At 70.0% G+C, this 17,996-nt stretch carries 16 protein-coding genes; 7 read left to right on the top strand and 9 right to left on the bottom strand.

Features of this window, described 5'->3' with window-relative positions; all coding sequences use genetic code 11:
* Window positions 1-383: 383 nt before the first annotated feature.
* Complete coding sequence (gene acnA, locus ACWDNU_RS40610) at window positions 384-3,209, bottom strand: aconitate hydratase AcnA (RefSeq protein ID WP_449672760.1); 2,826 nt, start codon at window positions 3,207-3,209, stop codon at window positions 384-386.
* A 362-nt stretch (window positions 3,210-3,571) separates the two neighbouring features.
* On the opposite strand from acnA, the gene ACWDNU_RS40605 reads away from it, so the two are divergent.
* Window positions 3,572-4,954, top strand: coding sequence for an NlpC/P60 family protein (locus ACWDNU_RS40605; RefSeq protein WP_449672761.1), 1,383 nt, complete (start codon window positions 3,572-3,574; stop codon window positions 4,952-4,954).
* Here the strand turns inward: ACWDNU_RS40605 and ACWDNU_RS40600 are convergent.
* On the bottom strand, window positions 4,944-5,738 hold the full coding sequence (locus ACWDNU_RS40600; RefSeq protein WP_449672759.1) for a GNAT family N-acetyltransferase: 795 nt from the start codon (window positions 5,736-5,738) through the stop codon (window positions 4,944-4,946). The two genes, ACWDNU_RS40605 and ACWDNU_RS40600, sit on opposite strands and share 11 nt — an antisense overlap.
* 135 nt (window positions 5,739-5,873) lie before the next feature.
* Between ACWDNU_RS40600 and mobA the strand changes: the two genes are divergently transcribed.
* The 4 genes from mobA (at window position 5,874) to ACWDNU_RS40580 (ending at window position 9,589) form a co-directional block, all read left to right on the top strand.
* On the top strand, window positions 5,874-6,428 hold the full coding sequence (mobA, locus tag ACWDNU_RS40595; RefSeq protein WP_449672758.1) for a molybdenum cofactor guanylyltransferase: 555 nt from the start codon (window positions 5,874-5,876) through the stop codon (window positions 6,426-6,428).
* A gap of 111 nt (window positions 6,429-6,539) precedes the next feature.
* Window positions 6,540-7,604 carry an AAA family ATPase gene (locus tag ACWDNU_RS40590; RefSeq protein ID WP_037806526.1) on the top strand — a complete coding sequence of 355 codons (1,065 nt, stop codon included), beginning with the start codon at window positions 6,540-6,542 and terminating at the stop codon, window positions 7,602-7,604.
* A gap of 76 nt (window positions 7,605-7,680) precedes the next feature.
* Window positions 7,681-8,562: a DUF58 domain-containing protein gene (locus tag ACWDNU_RS40585; protein ID WP_370940456.1), complete on the top strand. Its 882-nt coding sequence runs from the start codon at window positions 7,681-7,683 to the stop codon at window positions 8,560-8,562.
* 46 nt (window positions 8,563-8,608) lie between these two features.
* The gene (locus tag ACWDNU_RS40580) at window positions 8,609-9,589 is read left to right on the top strand and encodes a VWA domain-containing protein (protein WP_116206855.1); all 981 of its coding nucleotides are present in this window, start codon (window positions 8,609-8,611) and stop codon (window positions 9,587-9,589) included.
* Window positions 9,590-9,636: 47 nt separating this feature from the next.
* Here the strand turns inward: ACWDNU_RS40580 and ACWDNU_RS40575 are convergent, their stop codons facing one another.
* From ACWDNU_RS40575 to ACWDNU_RS40550, 6 genes are read right to left on the bottom strand one after another with little or no spacing between them, the layout of a single operon-like run.
* Entirely contained in the window at window positions 9,637-10,098 is a 462-nt protein-coding gene (locus ACWDNU_RS40575; protein WP_370937250.1) for a tRNA (cytidine(34)-2'-O)-methyltransferase, read from the bottom strand.
* Window positions 10,098-10,523 carry an acyl-CoA thioesterase gene (locus tag ACWDNU_RS40570; RefSeq protein WP_449672757.1) on the bottom strand — a complete coding sequence of 142 codons (426 nt, stop codon included), beginning with the start codon at window positions 10,521-10,523 and terminating at the stop codon, window positions 10,098-10,100. The genes ACWDNU_RS40575 and ACWDNU_RS40570 overlap by 1 nt, the downstream gene beginning before the upstream one ends.
* Window positions 10,524-10,539: 16 nt before the next feature.
* On the bottom strand, window positions 10,540-11,481 hold the full coding sequence (locus ACWDNU_RS40565; protein WP_449672756.1) for a TAXI family TRAP transporter solute-binding subunit: 942 nt from the start codon (window positions 11,479-11,481) through the stop codon (window positions 10,540-10,542).
* Window positions 11,478-12,866: a sensor histidine kinase gene (locus ACWDNU_RS40560; RefSeq protein WP_449672755.1), complete on the bottom strand. Its 1,389-nt coding sequence runs from the start codon at window positions 12,864-12,866 to the stop codon at window positions 11,478-11,480. The genes ACWDNU_RS40565 and ACWDNU_RS40560 overlap by 4 nt, the downstream gene beginning before the upstream one ends.
* 3 nt (window positions 12,867-12,869) lie before the next feature.
* Complete coding sequence (locus tag ACWDNU_RS40555) at window positions 12,870-13,535, bottom strand: response regulator transcription factor (RefSeq protein ID WP_449672754.1); 666 nt, start codon at window positions 13,533-13,535, stop codon at window positions 12,870-12,872.
* Between the two features lie 14 nt (window positions 13,536-13,549).
* Window positions 13,550-14,872, bottom strand: coding sequence for an MFS transporter (locus ACWDNU_RS40550; protein ID WP_370937245.1), 1,323 nt, complete (start codon window positions 14,870-14,872; stop codon window positions 13,550-13,552).
* A 167-nt stretch (window positions 14,873-15,039) separates the two neighbouring features.
* On the opposite strand from ACWDNU_RS40550, the gene fabG reads away from it, so the two are divergent.
* Window positions 15,040-15,744: a 3-oxoacyl-ACP reductase FabG gene (fabG, locus tag ACWDNU_RS40545; RefSeq protein ID WP_449672753.1), complete on the top strand. Its 705-nt coding sequence runs from the start codon at window positions 15,040-15,042 to the stop codon at window positions 15,742-15,744.
* A gap of 37 nt (window positions 15,745-15,781) precedes the next feature.
* Window positions 15,782-16,549, top strand: coding sequence for an enoyl-ACP reductase FabI (fabI, locus tag ACWDNU_RS40540; protein WP_344274082.1), 768 nt, complete (start codon window positions 15,782-15,784; stop codon window positions 16,547-16,549).
* Window positions 16,550-16,600: 51 nt separating this feature from the next.
* On the opposite strand, the gene ACWDNU_RS40535 is transcribed toward fabI, so the two are convergent.
* The gene (locus tag ACWDNU_RS40535; RefSeq protein WP_449672752.1) at window positions 16,601-17,770 is read right to left on the bottom strand and encodes a Cmx/CmrA family chloramphenicol efflux MFS transporter; all 1,170 of its coding nucleotides are present in this window, start codon (window positions 17,768-17,770) and stop codon (window positions 16,601-16,603) included.
* Between the last annotated feature and the right edge of the window lie 226 nt (window positions 17,771-17,996).

Below are 17,996 nucleotides of genomic sequence, written 5' to 3'. Positions count from 1 at the left end.
GCTGGGCATCCCGACCGTCGCGACCGTGCCGTGGACGACCGACCAGCCCCGAACCGCAGAGAAGGCTTCGTATCGGGGTGCGGGGGAGGGCCTGGGTGCCTCGATCGTTGGGTGCAGCGGCTGCGGTTTCGGGGTGGGGCTAGCGCCCCCAATGCCACATTGGGTGCATGCGACGCACCCAATGCCGCATTGGGGCGGTCGCGCTCGCGGCAAGGGCGGGGGCTGTCTGTGAGGGGCTCCTTGAGGGAATGCGGGTCGTGAGGGGAACCCTGAGGGAATCAGATTCCCTCAGGGTTCCCCTCACGTACGGTTCGGGGCGGCGGAAACCAGTGCGGCCCGCCCGGGAGAACCGGAGCGGGCCGCAAGGCTGTGTTACCGAGGCGTCAGGACTGCGTCATCTTCCGCAGCACGTACTGCAGGATGCCGCCGTTGCGGTAGTAGTCCGCCTCGCCCGGGGTGTCGATGCGGACGACCGCGTCGAACTCCACCTTCGAACCGTCTTCCTTCGTGGCCGTCACGTGGACCGTCCGCGGCGTCTCGCCGTCGTTCAGCTTCGTGATGCCCTCGATGTCGAACGTCTCGGTGCCGTCCAGCTTCAGCGACGACGCCGACTCGCCCGCCGGGAACTGCAGCGGGATGACGCCCATGCCGATCAGGTTGGAGCGGTGGATGCGCTCGAACGACTCGGTGATCACCGCGCGCACACCCAAGAGCGAAGTGCCCTTGGCCGCCCAGTCGCGAGAGGAGCCGGAGCCGTACTCCTTGCCGCCCAGCACGACCAGCGGGGTGCCCGCCGCCGCGTAGTTCTGGGCCGCGTCGTAGATGAACGCCTGCGGGGCGCCTTCCTGGGTGAAGTCGCGGGTGTAGCCGCCCTGCACGTCGTCCAGCAGCTGGTTGCGCAGCCGGATGTTCGCGAAGGTGCCGCGGATCATCACCTCGTGGTTGCCGCGGCGCGAGCCGTAGGAGTTGAAGTCCTTGCGCTCGATGCCGTGCTCGACCAGGTACTGCGCGGCCGGCGTGCCCGGCTTGATCGCGCCGGCGGGGGAGATGTGGTCGGTGGTGACTGAGTCGCCCAGCTTCGCCAGCACCCGCGCGCCGGAGATGTCCTGCACCGGAGCCGGTTCGGCGGCCATGCCGTCGAAGTACGGGGGCTTCCGGACGTAGGTGGACTCGGCGTCCCACTCGAAGGTCTTGCCGGTCGGCGTCGGGAGCGACTTCCAGCGCTCGCCGCCGTCGAACACGTCGGCGTAGTCCTTCGTGAACATCTCCTGGGTGATCGCGGAGTCGATGGTCTCCTGGATCTCCTGCGGCGACGGCCAGATGTCCTTCAGGAACACGTCGTTGCCGTCGCCGTCCTGGCCGAGCGGCTGCGTCGCGAAGTCGAAGTCCATCGTCCCGGCCAGCGCGTAGGCGATGACCAGCGGCGGGGACGCCAGGTAGTTCATCTTGACGTCCGGGTTGATCCGGCCTTCGAAGTTCCGGTTGCCCGAGAGCACCGAGACCGCGGTGAGGTCGTTCTCCTGGATCGCGGCGGAGATCTCGTCCGACAGCGGGCCCGAGTTGCCGATGCAGGTGGTGCAGCCGTAGCCGACCAGGTGGTAGCCCAGCTTCTCCAGGTACGGCCAGAGACCGGCCTTGTCGTAGTAGTCGGTGACGACCTGCGAGCCCGGAGCCATCGACGTCTTGACCCACGGCTTGACCGACAGGCCCTTGTCGACCGCGTTGCGCGCGAGCAGCGCCGCGCCCAGCATGACCGACGGGTTGGAGGTGTTGGTGCACGAGGTGATCGAGGCGATCACCACGGCGCCGTGGTCGAGGATGAAGTCGCCGCGGTCGGCGGTCGACACCTTGACCGGCTTGGTCGGGCGCCCGGTGGCCCCGTTCGCCGCGGACTGCACCGGCACGGCGGTCTCGTCCTTGAACGACAGCGCGGCCGGGTCGGAGGCCGGGAAGGTCTCCTCGACGGTCTCGTCGACGTTGGTGTGCGGGGTGGGCTGCTCGTCCTCGGCGTAGTCGTGCACCGACTTGCGGAACGAGGACTTCGCGTCGGTCAGCTCGATGCGGTCCTGCGGGCGCTTCGGGCCGGCGATCGACGGGACGACCGTCGACAGGTCCAGCTCGAGGTACTCCGAGTACTGCGCCTCGTGCGACGGGTCGTGCCAGAGGCCCTGCTCCTTGGCGTACGCCTCGACCAGCGCGACCTGCTCGGCCGAGCGGCCGGTGAGCTTGAGGTAGCGGACGGTCTCGTCGTCGATCGGGAAGATCGCCGCGGTGGAGCCGAATTCCGGGCTCATGTTGCCGATGGTGGCGCGGTTGGCCAGCGGCACCTGGGCGACGCTTTCGCCGTAGAACTCGACGAACTTGCCGACCACGCCGTGGCGGCGCAGCATCTCGGTGATCGTGAGCACGACGTCGGTCGCGGTGACGCCCGCCGGGATCTCGCCGGTCAGCTTGAAGCCGACGACGCGCGGGATCAGCATCGACACCGGCTGGCCCAGCATGGCCGCCTCGGCCTCGATGCCGCCGACGCCCCAGCCCAGCACGCCCAGGCCGTTGACCATGGTGGTGTGCGAGTCGGTGCCGACGCAGGAGTCGGGGTACGCCTGGCCGCCCCGGGCCATGACCGTGCGGGCCAGGTGCTCGATGTTGACCTGGTGCACGATGCCGGTGCCCGGCGGGACGACCTTGAACTCGTCGAACGCGCCCTGGCCCCAGCGCAGGAACTGGTAGCGCTCGCGGTTGCGCTCGTACTCGATCTCCACGTTGCGCTCGAAGGCGTCCGCGCGGCCGAACACGTCGATGATCACCGAGTGGTCGATGACCATTTCGGCCGGGGCGAGCGGGTTGACCTTGTCCGGGTCGCCGCCGAGCGCGGTCACGGCCTCGCGCATGGTGGCCAGGTCGACCACGCAGGGCACGCCGGTGAAGTCCTGCATGATCACCCGGGCGGGCGTGAACTGGATCTCGATCGACGGGTCCGCGTTCGGATCCCAGCCGCCGAGCGCGCGGATGTGGTCGGCGGTGATGTTCGCGCCGTCCTCGGTGCGCAGCAGGTTCTCGAGGAGGATCTTCAGGCTGTAGGGCAGCCGCGCGGCGCCTTCGACCTTGTCCAGGCGGAAGATCTCGTACGAGTTCTCTTCCACCTGCAAGGTGTCCTTGGCGCCGAAGCTGTCCTTGCTAGGTGCAGTCACGTCTAACTCCAGTGGCATGGATTCCACGCCGCCGCCGGCGTGTCCTCCCGGGTCAGTTCGGTGTCGTTCTCCGGGTCGTCGGGTCGACCCAGGCGAGTCTTGCGCACCCCCACCGTAGAACCGGAACCGGGAGGGCACACCTCGTCCGTCGCCCCAAACAGTACGCGTGTCCTGTATTTCGTTCAAGACGACACGCGGAGTGACGTGCGCCATCCGGACACGCCGCTCCGCCAGGTCCCCCGAACAGGGGAAATGATCTCCGCGGTGTGTAAGTTCTTCCTGTTGCTTGTGATAGTGGTGTGACTGCAGTGGTACGCGGTGTGTTCGTGCTTGTCCGAAACGGCGCGCGGGCGGCCGACGAGCGGAGGTGGCGGGGCGTGATGGCCAGGCGGGGACGGTCCGGGGCGGCGGGTGCGCCGGTGCGCGGCGCCGGAGCCCGGCGCGGCCTGACGGTTGCGACAGTCACCCTGGTCGCGCTGCTCGGCGCGACGAGCACCGGGCTCGCGGTACCTCCGCCGCCGCCGAACCCGAGCGATTCGTCGATCACCGACGCGAAGGGCGACGCCAACGCGAAAGCGGGCGAGGTCGGGCGGCTCACCAACCAGCTCGCGCAGGCCGAGCAGAAGCTCAGCTCGCTGCAGGACGACGTCGAGCTGAAGCAGGAACAGGCCATGAAGGCCCTGGTCGACCTGCAGACCGCGCAGGACGAGGCCACCCAGGCGCAGAACGACGCGAAATCCGCGCGCCAGGAGGCGGACGCGGCGGTCGGCGCGATCGAGAAGGCCCGTGCGGACGCGAAGAAGTTCGCCGCCGCCAGCTTCGAGCAGGGCAGCACGATCGGGTCGGTCTCGGCGTACCTCACCTCGGACAGCCCGAAGGACCTGCTCGCCCGCGCCCAGCTGCTCAACGCCATCGGCGGCTCGCGGCTGAACGCGATGGGCCGGCTCCAGCAGGCCCAGACCGAGAAGGCCAACAAGGACTCCGCCGCGCGCAAGGCGCTGGAGCTCGCGCAGCAGAAGCAGGACGCGGCCACCCGGGCGAAGGGCACCGCGGACGCCGCGCAGTCCGCCGCCGTGTCCGCGCAGCAGGCCCAGGCCGCGCAGAACACGCAGCTGGAAGCCAACAAGAACTCCGTCGAGCAGCAGTTGTACGCCGCGCAGGCGAAGGTCAACGGCCTGCAGGGGCAGCGCCAGCGCTACCAGGACTGGCTCGCGCAGAAGCAGCGCGAGGACGAGGAGCGCGCGCGGCAGGCGGCGCTGCGGGCGGCTGCGGCGAACAACAACAACGACGACGGCGGCGACAACGGTGGCGGCAGCCGCGGCCGTCCGTCCCCGGCGGCGGGCAGCTCGATCGAAGCCGTGATCGCGCGGGCGCTGTCGAAGGTGGGCATGCCGTACGCGTGGGGCGGCGGCAACGGCAGCGGCCCGACCCGCGGCATCCGCGACGGCGGCGTGGCCGACCGGTACGGCGACTACCGCAAGATCGGCTTCGACTGCTCCGGCCTGATGATCTACGCCTTCGCCGGCGTGCAGGGGCTGCCGCACTTCAGCGGCTACCAGTACACCTCCGGCCGCCGGGTGCCGCTGTCGCAGATGCGCCGCGGCGACATGCTTTTCTGGGGCGGCTCGGGCGGCATCCACCACGTTGCCCTGTACCTGGGCAACGGGCAGATGGTCGAGGCCCCGCAGTCGGGTTCGTACGTGCGCGTGGTTCCGGTCCGCTACGGCGGGATCATGCCGTACGCGACGCGGCTTATCGGCTGAGCGGGCTCCACACGTAGGGCGTGGTTTCGGTGACGGCGGTGAAGCCCAGCCGTTCGAGGATCGGGCGGCTGGTAGGCAGTGCGTCGACCTGCAGATAGTCCACTCCGCGAGCCCGCGCCGCGCCGACCCGGTGCGCCACGAGCGCGCGGTACAGGCCCCGTCCGCGCCATTCGGGCAGCGTCGCGCCGCCCCAGAGCCCGGCGAATCCGGTGCCGGGCACCAGTTCCAGCCGGGACGCGGCCACGAACCGGCCGTCCGCTTCGGCGACGACGTGCGTGGTGGTCCCGGAATCGGCGCGGGCCCGCGCGAGCAAATCCGCGGCGACGGCGGCCTCGTCGTGCCCGAACACCGTCGCCGAGAGCGTCGCGATGCGCAGCAGGTCGTCGTGGCCGTCGGCTTCGCGCACGACGATGTCGGCGGACGGCGGGGCCGAGGCAGCGACCGCGTCCAGCGGCGCGATCAGGACGGTTTCGGTCTCCTCCGGCGCGAAACCGGCGGCCAGCAAGCGTTCGGGAAGCTCCGCGGGACGGTCGTGGCTGCGGGTTTTCCATTCGAACTCCTCGCCGCGGGCGGCGAAAAACGCGCGCTGGCGGGCGATCAGTTCGTCGAGCGCGGTGCCGGTCACGCCGAGGTCGGGCGGGCCGGAGACGAAACCGCGGCGGCCGCCGGTGAGGCGGGCGAGCGGGCCGTCGAGAGTCAGCTGTTGTCCGGGTTCGGCCTGCGTCAGCTCGGCTTGGCGGACTTCGCGGTCGTAGGCGGCGAGCAGCCGCGCGGCGTCGGGCACGTCGGCAACCTAACCCGCCCGGCCGCGGAGCGCGCGCGGGTTTCCGCCCTCGTGAGTGGCAATCCCGGCTCTAACCGGCATAGCCACTCACGACCCCCGCCGCTCCCGGTTTTTCGCGGCGGGCACGCTGGGGCCATGACTGAACGCCCCCGGTTCGCGGGGATCGTGCTGGCCGGCGGTGCCGCGCGCCGGCTGTCCGGAGTGGACAAACCCGAGCTGCGGGTCGGCGGGATCTCCTTGCTGGGCCGGGCGGTCGAGGCGCTGGCCGGGGCGGAGCCGGTCGTGGTGTGCGGTCCGCAGCGGCCGGGATACGACGTCGTCTGGACTCGCGAAGCGGTTCCGGGCGCGGGGCCGGTCGCGGCGCTGGCCGCGGGGCTGGAGGCAGCAGGGGACGCCGAGATCGTCGTGCTGCTCGCCGCTGATCTCCCCGGGATCCGCCGCTCCACAGTGGACCGGCTGCGGTCCACTGTGGGCACCGCAGATGGCGTCGTCCTCGTGGACGCGGCGGGGGAACGGCAATGGCTGGTGAGCGCTTGGCGCACCGCCGCGTTGCGCGCGGCGATGCCCGAACATCCGGAGAACGCGTCGCTGCGCCGGACGCTCGGCGGGTTGCGGATCGCCGAGACGGCCGCCGAACCCGGCGAGAGCGACGACATCGACACGCCGGAGGACCTGGAAAAGCATCGCTGACAGGGGCTTCACAGCTGTCACACCGGCGATGCGATTGGCTACCGTCGCGGGAAGTTCTCGACCCAGTAGGGTCGCGGGCGAGCACGCAGACGTGAAACCCCTGGAGGAAGAGTGACCGAGCCCGGCTTCGCCGAGGGAGCGAACGGGCAGCAGCCCGGCACCCCGGCGCGGGACGCCCAGCTGCTGGAACGCACCGTGTTCGAGGTGAAGCGCGTCATCGTCGGACAGGACCGGCTGGTGGAGCGCATGCTCGTCGGGCTGCTGGCGAAGGGGCACCTGCTGCTCGAAGGCGTGCCCGGGGTCGCGAAGACGCTCGCGGTCGAGACGTTCGCGCGCGTCGTGGGCGGTTCGTTCTCCCGCGTGCAGTTCACCCCCGACCTGGTGCCCGCCGACATCCTCGGCACGCGCATCTACCGCCAGGGCGCCGAGCGCTTCGACGTCGAACTCGGCCCGGTCGTCGCGAACTTCGTGCTCGCCGACGAGATCAACCGCGCCCCGGCGAAGGTGCAGTCGGCGATGCTGGAGGTGATGGCCGAGCGGCACGTGTCGATCGGCGGCAAGACCTTCCCGATGCCCGACCCGTTCCTCGTGCTGGCCACGCAGAACCCGATCGAGAACGAGGGCGTCTACCCGCTGCCGGAAGCCCAGCGCGACCGGTTCCTGTTCAAGATCCTCGTCGAGTACCCCTCCGCCGAGGAGGAGCGCGAGATCATCTACCGGATGGGCGTCACGCCGCCGGAGCCGCACGAGGTGCTGAGCCCGGCCGAGCTGGTCCGGCTGCAGGGCGTCGCGTCGCAGGTGTTCGTGCACCACGCGCTGGTCGACTACGTCGTGCGGCTGGTGCTCACCACGCGCACCCCGAACGACCACGGGCTTTCCGACGTCGCGGGCTGGGTGTCGTACGGCGCCTCGCCGCGCGCGAGCCTCGGCATCATCGCCGCCGCGCGGGCGCTGGCGCTGGTGCGCGGCCGGGACTACGTGCTCCCGCAGGACGTCGTCGACGTCGTGCCGGACGTGCTGCGCCACCGGCTCGTGCTGTCCTACGACGCGCTGGCCGACGGAGTGCCGGTGGACCACATCGTCACCCGCGTGCTGCAGACCGTGCCGCTGCCGCAGGTTTCGGCCCGGCCGCAGGGCGGCGCCGGCCCGGTGCCGGCGGGCGCGCCCGTCAGGTAGCGGCGTGGCTGGCACCTCTGAGAAAGATCCGGGCGGACGTCCCGGCTGGGCCCCGCCGATCCTGCGCGGCGACCGGATGGAAGCGGGGCTGCGCACGCTCGAACTCGAAGTGCGCCGCCGCCTCGACGGCTTGCTCCAGGGCAACCACCTCGGCCTCGTGCCGGGTCCGGGTTCGGAACCCGGCGAGGCGCGGCCGTACCAGCCCGGCGACGACGTGCGCCGGATGGACTGGGCGGTCACCGCGCGCACCACGACGCCGCACATCCGCGAGACGGTCGCGGACCGCGAGCTGGAGACGTGGGTCGTCGCGGACATGTCCGCGAGCCTCGACTTCGGCACCGCGCTGTGCGAGAAGCGCGATCTGGTGGTCTGCGCGACCGCTGCTGTCGCGCATCTGACCGGCGGGGGCGGTAACCGGATCGGCGCGCTCGTGTCCAATGGCGAAGGCACCACTCGCCTTCCGGCGCGCGGCGGGCTTCCGCACGCCCGCGGCCTCGTCCGGCGGCTGGCCGAAACACCTCGTGCCGCCGAGGGCGTCCGCGGCGATTTCGCTGGCGCGTTGGAACAGTTGCGCCGTCCGCCGCGTCGGCGAGGCTTGGCGGTGGCGATTTCGGACTTCCTCGGCCCGATGGACTGGGAGCGCCCGTTGCGCGCGCTCGGCGGTCGGCACGAGCTGATCGCGATCGAGATCGTCGACCCGCGCGACGTGGACCTGCCGGAGGTCGGCACTGTCGTGCTGGCCGACCCGGAGACCGGACGGCAGCGCGAGGTGCACGCTTCGGCGTTGCTGCGCAAGGAATTCGGCGCGGCGGCGAACGCGCACCGGCAGACGGTCGCGGCCGGTCTGCGCCGGGCCGGGGCCGCGCATCTGGTGCTGCGCACCGATTCCGACTGGATCGCGGACATGGTGCGGTTCGTGGTCGCCCGCAAGCGTCGCTGGTCCGGAGGTGTCGCATGAGCGCCCTTCCCTCGACCGCCCGGGCAACCAGTAAGGAGGCGACGGCATGAGCCTCGCCGGTTTCAGTTCGCCGTGGTGGTTCCTGCTGCTGCTCGCGGTCGCCGCGGTGGCCGGCGCGTACGTGCTGTCGCAGCGGCAGCGCCGCCGCCGGGTGATGCGGTTCGCGAATCTCGAACTGCTGGAGAAGGTCGCGCCCAAGGCGCAGGGCTGGATCCGGCACGTGCCCGCGGTGCTGATCGTGCTGTCGCTGCTGTTCCTGACGGTCTCGCTGGCTGGCCCGACGGCCGAGCAGAAGGTGCCGCGCAACCGGGCGACGGTCATGCTGGTGATCGACGTTTCGCTGTCGATGGAAGCCACCGACGTCGCTCCGACGCGGCTGAAGGCGGCGCAGGACGCGGCGAAACAGTTCGCGCAGAACATGACGCCGGGCGTCAACCTGGGCCTGATCTCGTTCGCCGGAACCGCGACCGTGCTCGTCAACCCGACGACGGACCGGGCAGGCGTGTCGAAGGCGATCGACAACCTGAAGCTCGCCCAGTCCACCGCCACCGGCGAGGGCATTTACGCGGCGATGCAGTCGATCCAGAGCTTCTCCGCCGTGGTCGGCGGCGCGGACGGCCCGCCGCCCGCGCGGATCGTGCTGATGAGCGACGGCAAGCAGACGGTCCCGGAAGACCTCTACGCCCCGCGCGGCGCGTACACCGCGGCGCAGGCGGCGAAGCAGGCGCAAATGCCGATTTCGTCGATCTCGTTCGGCACCGAGCACGGTTCGGTCGACATCGAGGGCAAACAGCAGGACGTCCGCGTGGACGACGAATCGCTGCGCGAGATCGCCCGGCTGTCCGGAGGCGAGTTCTACAAGGCGGCGAGCGCGGACGAGCTGAAACGCGTGTACGCCGACCTGGGCGAGCAGATCGGGTACGAGCTGAAGAACGCCGACGCGAGCAAGCCGTGGGTGGTGCTGGGAACGATCATCCTGATGGCCGGAGCCGCGACTGCGCTGGTGTTCGGCCAGAGACTGCCGTAAGTCCGTGAAGGACTCCTTGGGGGAATCAGATTCCCCCAAGGAGTCCTTCACGGCGTTGCGAAGCCGTTCTGCCGCCAGCCTTCGTAGACGGCGATGGCGGCTGTGTTGGCCAGGTTCAGCGACCGGTTGTTCGGCAGCATCGGCAACCGCAGCCGATCAGTGACCTCCGGCGCCCGCTGAACCTCGTCCGGCAGCCCGGCGGACTCCGGCCCGAACATCAGCACATCGCCCGGTTCGTAGGCCACCTCGGTGTAAAGCCGGGTCGCGGTGGCGCTGAACGCGTACACCTTCGAGGGCAACAAAGCCCTCCACGCCGCAGCCAGATCAGCGTGCACGTGGACCCGCGCGAGGTCGTGGTAATCGAGCCCGGCGCGGCGAAGCTGCTTGTCCTCCAAGGTGAATCCCAACGGCTCCACCAGATGCAGCTCGCATCCGGTGTTCGCCGCGAGCCGGATCGCGTTGCCGGTGTTGGGCGGGATTTCGGGGCAATAGAAGAGCACTCGGAACATCACGCCGCCTCGGGAAGATACTTCGAGTAGGCCGCGCGTACCTCCGGCGGAGGTTCGGCCTTGCGGTGGTTCTCGGTGTCGACGAACACGTACCGCAGCCGGATCTCGGTCGTCACCGTGCCGCCGCGCCGGACTTCCACCTCGAACTGCATCGACGTGGTGCCCAGGTGTGCGAGGTACACCGCGACGACCAGCTCGTCGTCGAACCGGCACGGTGCCAAGTACCGCAGGTTCGACTCGGCGACCACCAAGTCGACCCCGGTGGCGAGCAGCGCGTCGTGCGAGCCGAAGAGGGCTCTCTCCACCTCGAAAGCCGCCATGTCCGCGTAGGCGAGGTAGTGCGCGTTGAAGACGATGCCCTGGCCATCGCATTCGTGGTAACGCACGCGGAGGGGCATTTCGACGAGAGGGCGGCGTTCGGTCACGCGACCAATCTAGCGATCACCCGTGCAGCGCCCGGTAGGTGTCGGCGGCACCGCGGTGGAGGGGGACGGGCTGGGTGCCGATGAGCGTCCGCACGTCGAGGAACTGCGTCCCGACCGCCTGCGCGGGCACAAGTTCGGCGGCTCGTTCGACAAGCACCCGCGCGACCGCCGCAGCCACGTCGAAGGGCAGCTTCGGCGAGCAGACCAACAGATTCGCGACACCGATCGTAGGCAGCGAGCCGACCCCGCGGTAAGCCCCGGCAGGCACCTGCACCTGCTCGTACAGCGGGCCGTACGCCTTGCGCAGCTGGGGGAGCACCGAGGTCAGCGGAAGCAGGGCGAGCGGCGTCGTGCGGTTCAGGTCGGCGAGTGCGGGCGTCGGGATCCCTCCGGACCACAGGAACGCGTCGATCCGGCGATCGTGCAGCGCGGCGATCGCGTCGTTCAGCGGCAGGTGCTGCTCCTGGACCGGGACGCCGTTCGCGGCGAAGACCCGTTCGCCCAGTTGCGCGGCGCCGGAGCGGCTGGCGCCGACCGAGACCGGGCGTCCGGCGAGCGAACGCAGGTCGGTGAGGTGGTCTTCGGCGCGGACGACCAGCTGCAGGTAGTTCTCGTAGACGCGGCCGAGTGCTTGCAGCGGAACGGGTTTCCCGAACGGCGTGCCGCCGGTGGTCGCGGATTGAGCCACGTCGGCGAGTGTCAGGCCGAGGTCGGCGGTGCCGTCGCTGACCCGTTGGACGTTCTCGACGCTCGCCTCGGTGGGGAGCGCGCTGCAGTGCAGCCGCGGTTCGGCGCGCGACAGTTCGGCGGCCAAGACCTCGGCGAAGGCCAGGTAGAAGCCGCCGGGTTCGCCGGACGCGATGGTGATCTGCCGCTCGGGGCCGCGGTAGGTGTCGTCGCAGGCGGCGAGTGCGAGGGCGAGACCGCCGAGGAGCGCGGCGCGACGGGTGACGGTCATGGCGTCACCTCGGCGGGCAGCGTGATCCGGACCTGCAGGCCGTGCGGTTCGACCGCGCGCAGCTCCAGAATCCCGCCCCGCGCACGGGTTTGCTCCCGGGCGATGGCGAGTCCGAGGCCGGTTCCGCGCGGGGCGCCGTCGCCGCCCGCGCGCCAGAACCGTTCGGTGGCGCGGGCGAGGTCCTCGGGCGGGAGGCCGGGACCGTCGTCGGTGACGATCAGCGTGACAGTGTCCGAAGTGGACTCCCAAGCGGCGGTGATGGTCGCTCCCCGGCCGGCGTGGTGGACGGCGTTGTCCAGCAGGACGTCGAGAATCTGCGCGAGTTCGCTCTCCGGCGTGCGCACCATCAGCGGCTCGGTGTGGCCCGCGCACGGCACGAGGGTCGCGCCCGCTTCGTCGGCGGACAACCGCCACGCGTCGACCCGTTCCGCCACGACCGCGGCCAGGTCGGCGGGCTCGTCGTCGGCGCGCGCGGCCAGCCGGGTCGCGGTGCTTTCCGCGGTGGCGAGGGCGAGCAGGCCGTCGAGAATCCGTTCCAGCCGTTCGACTTCCGCGACCGTGGCGTCGTAAGCCGGGCGGTTTTCGACCTCGGTGCCGAGCAGGTCGAGCCGGAGCCGCAAGGCGGCCATCGGGTTGCGCAGCTGATGCGAGGTGTCCGCGACGAGCCGCTGCTGCTGGTTCGCCGACTCCACCACCGCGTCGGACATCCGGTTCACCGACGCCGCGAGCGACCGCAGTTCGCGCGGCCCGGACCGTTCCGGCACCTGCGCCCGGCGTCCGCCCGCCACCGCCAGCACGCCGGTTTCCAGCTCCACCAACGGCCGTACCATCCACCGCGACAGCAAGACCGCGAGCAACACGAACAGCGCCGCGACCACCATCGCCCCGGCCGCGATGGCGCTCCACGCGGCTCCGACGTCCGCCGCCGCGGCGGTCACCGAAGCCCGCAGCAGGACCACGCCGGACACCCGCGTCCCGGTGCCGACTGGGCGGGCGAAGAGCACCGGAGTGTCCGACCACGGCCGGATCCGCTCGACCGGCGCTTCCGGCTCGTTCCGCAACGTCGCCTCGATGATGCTCCGCGCGGCGGGATCGCTGCTGGTCAGGCCGCCGGTTTCGACGAGCGGCCGCCGTTGCGCGTCGACGATCAGGACGCCTTCGCTGTATAACGACGAATACACCCGCGCGTCGGCGCTCAACACCGTCGCGTCGCCGGAATCGACGGCCTGTTGCGCCAGCACCACGAAGCGGTCGACGTCGCTGCTGCGCGAAATCACCAGCTGCTGCGTCCGTTGATCGGCCGTCGCGGACAGCAACGGCACCGCGAACGCTGCCACGACGGCGAGCGCGAGCGTGACGAGAACAGCCAGCAGGCGAGTGCGCACCGATCAGCCCCGGCCGAGCCGGTAGCCGAAGCCGCGGATCGTGGTGAGCAGGCCGGGCCGGTCGAGCTTCGCGCGCAGCTGTGTCATGTGGACGTCGAGCGAGCGCGAAACGGCGAGGTACGCGTCGCCCCATACCTCGTCCATCAGTTGTTGCCGGCTCACCGCGGTGCCGGGCCGGGCGGCGAGCACCGCCAGTACAGCGAATTCCTTGGTGGTCAGTCCGATGTCCTGGCCGCCGACCAATACCCGGCGCGCGCCGAGGTCGATCTCGACGTCCTCGATGTGCACGACCGGGTCTTTCGGCGCGGGGGAGGAATGGCTCGCCCGGCGCGCCACGGCGTCCATCCGGGCCAGCAGCTCAGCCATCCGCACCGGTTTCGCCAGGTAGTCGTCGGCACCGAAGCGCAGTGCGCGGACCACGGAACGTTCGTCGTCGCGCGCGGTCAGCACGATCACCGGCACCGGCGACACCTGGCGGATCTTGCGCAGCACGTCCAGCCCGTCGAGATCCGGCAGGCCGAGGTCGAGCAGCAGCAGGTCCGCGTCCCGGTGCCGGGTGAGGGCGTCCGAGCCGCGGCCGACCGCGGTGACGGGGTGGCCGTGCGCGTGCAGCGTTTCGGCGAGCGCCCGGGCGACGCCGGTGTCGTCCTCGACGAGCAGCACGCGCACGGCCGTCCTCCTGGTCAGTCCTCGCCGCGTTCGAGAGCGGACGAACGCGAAGTTTCCCGCATTGTCGCGTACACGACGAGCGACACGAGAACGCAACCCGCGACGTACCAGAAGAAGAGCGATTCGTGCCCGGCCTTCTTCAGCGCCTGGGCGATCAGCTCGGCGGTCCCGCCGAAGATCGCGACGGTGAGCGCGTACGGGAGGCCGACGCCGATCGCGCGGATCCGCGTCGGGAACAGCTCGGCCTTCACGATCGCGTTGATCGAGGTGTAGCCGGTCACGATCACCAGCGCGCCGAGCAGGAGCAGGAACGCGAGGAACGGCTGGCTGGTGCGCGCCATCAGCGTCATGATCGGCACGGTCAGCAGGGTGCCCGCGATGCCGAAGAACATCAGCAGCTTCCGGCGGCCGATCTTGTCCGACAGCTTCCCGGCGAGCGGCTGCAGGATCGCGAAGACCAGCAGCGCGAGGAACATGATCACGGTGACCGTGCGCCGCGGGATGTGCGCGGTGTTCTCCAGGAACTTCTGCGTGTAGGTGGCGTAGGTGTAGAACGCGACCGTCCCGCCGAGCGTCAGGCCGACGACGAGCAGGATCTCCCGCGGGTACTTCACGAGCTGGCGCAGCGTGCCGCGCTCGCCCTTGCCGGTCTCCGCGTTTTCGGTGACCCGCTGGTAGCTCTCGGACTCGTCCATCGACCGCCGCAGCGCCATCACGATCACCGCCGCGAGCGCGCCGACGACGAACGCGATCCGCCAGCCCCAGTCGCCCATCTGCTTGTCGGTGAGCACGCTCTGCAGGATCAGCTGCAGCCCCAGCGCGAGCAGCTGCCCGCCGACGAGCGTCACGTACTGGAAGCTGGAGTAGAACCCGCGCTTGCCGGGAGTGGCCACTTCGGACAGATACGTCGCCGAGGTGGAGTACTCGCCGCCGACCGAAAGCCCTTGCAGCAGCCGCGAGAACACCAGCAGGATCGGGGCCGCGATGCCGATCGTCGAATAGCCGGGCGTCACCGCGATGAGCAGCGAACCGCACGCCATCATCGAAACCGAGAGCACGAGAGCCGACCGGCGCCCGTAGCGGTCGGCGAACCGGCCGAGCAGCCAGCCGCCGAGCGGGCGCATGAGGAATCCGACGGCGAACACCGCCGCGGTGTTGAGGAACTGCGCCGTGGCATCGCCGCCGGGGAAGAACGCCTTCGCGAAGTAGACGGTGAACGCCGAATAGGCGTACCAGTCGTACCACTCGACGAGATTTCCGATCGAGCCGCGCAGCACGTTGCCGACCACGCGCCGCTCGTCCCGCGCCGAGCCGGCGTCCTGGATCCGGGTAGTCATCCTTGACCTCCTGTGTCGCGACTCACGGTGACCAACCGGGCGGTAACCATCAAGGTCGAGGCACGGTTCCTTACCGTCGCTTAGGACGGGAGTGCCGGGTGCGCCGCCGGTCAGCGCAGCCGATAGCCTCAGGCGGGCGCAACCGCGAAGACGACGAGGAGAACGCAGTGGGACGGTCGGTCTTGGTCACCGGCGGCAACCGTGGGATCGGGCTGGCGATTGCCCGGGACCTCGCCGAGCAGGGCCACCGGGTCGCGGTGACGCACCGCGGGTCCGGCGCTCCGGAGGGGCTTTTCGGCGTGCAGGCCGACGTCACCGACGCCGAGCAGGTGGACGCGGCGTTCAAGCTCGTGGAGGAGCACCAGGGGCCGGTCGAGGTCCTGGTGTCCAACGCGGGGCTCACCGACGACACCCTGCTCATGCGGATGTCGGAGGAGCAGTTCGAGCGCGTGCTGAACGCGAACCTCACCGGGGCGTTCCGCGTCGCGAAGCGGGCCTCGCGCGGCATGCTGCGCGCCCGCTGGGGCCGGTTCGTGTTCATCTCGTCCGTGGTGGGCCTTTCCGGCTCGGCCGGGCAGGCGAACTACGCCGCTTCGAAAGCGGGCCTGGTCGGCTTCGCGCGTTCGCTCGCGCGGGAGCTGGGCGCGCGCAACATCACCGCGAACGTGGTCGCGCCCGGTTTCGTGCACACCGACATGACCGACGCGCTGCCCGAGGACCGGCGCAAGGAGATCCTCGCCAGCGTCCCGTCCGGCCGCTACGCCGAACCGGCCGAGATCGCCGCCGCCGTGCGGTACCTGTCCTCGGACGAGGCCGGCTACGTCAACGGCGCGGTGCTGCCCGTCGACGGCGGCCTCGGCCTCGGCCACTGACCTTCCCGAGAAGAACACCCACGACCTGGAGGACGTGTTGCCCGGATTGCTCGAAGGCAAGCGGCTGCTGATCACCGGCGTCATCACCGACGCCTCGCTCGCGTTCCACGCGGCCCGCATCGCCCAGCAGGAGGGCGCGAAGGTCGTGCTCACCGGCTTCGGGCGCTTGTCGCTGGTGGAGCGCATCGCCAAGCGGCTGCCCGAGCCCGCCCCGGTGCTCGAGCTGGACGTCACGAACCAGGAGCACCTCGACTCGCTCGCCGACCGCGTCCGCGAGCACGTCGACGGCCTCGACGGCGTCCTGCACTCGATCGGCTTCGCGCCGCAGAGCTGCCTCGGCGCGCCGTTCCTGGACGCTCCCAGCGACGACGTGAAGGTCGCGGTCGACGTCTCGGCGTTCTCGTTCAAGTCCCTCGCCGTCGCGACCCTGCCGCTGCTGAGCAGTGGCGCGTCGATCGTCGGCATGGACTTTGATGCGCGCGTCGCTTGGCCGGTTTACAACTGGATGGGCGTTGCCAAGGCCGCGCTGGAGTCGGTGAACCGGTACCTGGCCAAGGAACTCGGTCCGCGGGGTATCCGGGTGAACCTGGTCAGCGCTGGTCCGATGAAGACGATGGCCGCGAAGTCGATCCCCGGTTTCGGCGAGCTCGAAGCCGGTTGGGGCGACCGTGCGCCGCTCGGCTGGGATTCTGCGGATCCAGAGCCGACTGCCAAGACGGTGTGTGCGGTCTTGTCGGATTGGCTGCCTGCTACCACCGGTTCGATGATCATGGTCGACGGCGGAGTGCACGCGCTCGGGATCTGAGCTTGTTGTGTGAACGGCCCCGCGGGAGTGTTCCCGCGGGGCCGTTTTCTTTTACGCCGTCACCAATTGCGGGGTTGTGTCGCGTTGGTGCAGGCGTAGCGCGAACGTGAGGGTTGCTAGCGCTAGTGCTCCGAGTGCGACGCTCACCCACGCGACGCTGGAGAAACCCATACCTGCGCTGATCGTCGTGCCGCCCAGCCACGGGCCTACGGTGTTGCCTACGTTGAAGGCGGATGTCGTGCTTGCGCCGACTAGGGTTGAGGTGCCGCCTGCGGCTGCGTAAGCGCGCACATTGAGCGCCGGGTTCGCCGCGAATCCAGCCGCTCCCAGGACGAGTACGGCGGCTACCGCGACTACGGCGTTAGTGGCGAAGGCGAGCGTGACGAGGGCGGCTAGGGCGATGCCGAGGCTGCCGTAAAGAGTTGCGAACGGGTAGGTGTCGGCGAGTTTGCCACCGGCGAAGATGCCGATTACTGCGCCGCCGCCGAACAGGGCTAGCACCACTGGCACGGCGGATTCGGGGAGGCCTGCGACGGAGACCAGCAGGGGAGCGAGGTAGCTGAACGTCGCGAAGACCATTGCCTGCAGGAGTGCGATCAAGCCCAGTGCCAGCCATAAGCGGCTGCGGCGGAATACTCGGAGTTCTTCGGCGATTCGCGGGGCTTCGGTTTCCTTGGTGGTGCGCGGGACTGACAGCAGTACTGCGATGGCGGCGATGACGGTTAGTGCGGCTACTGCCCAGAATGCGCTTCGCCAGCCTGCGTGTTGGCCGAGCAGGGTGCCTGCTGGGACGCCTACGACGTTGGCGACTGTTAGGCCGCCGACCAGTACCGCTAGTGCTTGTCCTCGTCGGGCTTCTGGGACGAGGTTGACGGTGGTTGCCGCGGCTACTGCCCAGAATCCGGCGCAGGCTACTGCGCTGATGATGCGGGTGGCGAAGAGGATGCCGTAGCCGTCGGAGAGTGCGCCTATGACGTGGGAGGCGCTGAATACGACGAGCAGGGCTAGGAGGGTGGTTCGGCGGGGGAGGCGGATTGTGCCTATCGCCAGTAGCGGGGCGCCGATGACCATGCCGATGGCGAAGGCGGAGATCAGGAGGCCTGCGTCTGGGATGGTTACGCCCAGGTCGGCGGCCATTCCGGGGAGGAGGCCGGTGATCATGAACTCGGAGGTGCCCAGCGCGAAGATGCTGAGCCCTAGTACGAAGACTGCGGCGGGCACGGGGGTTCTCTCTTTCTGAAATCAGCAGTACAAAATGAGGGTGGGGTTGGTGCGTGGTGGTGTTGGGGCGGGGTGAGGGCGGCGGTGGCCTCGGGTTTCGGCTCGTCGCCTGGCGGCGACATTGCGCACGTTGGTTGCGTGGGGCACCCCGAAGCTTGATTGTGCTGACGGTTCGGGGGTGCTTGTCAAGGCGGGAAAGATGCCTTTTAAATAACACCCCAAACAC

The organism is Amycolatopsis sp. NPDC003676 (genome assembly GCF_053587275.1).
This window is presented reverse-complemented; position numbering and strand designations above follow the sequence as displayed.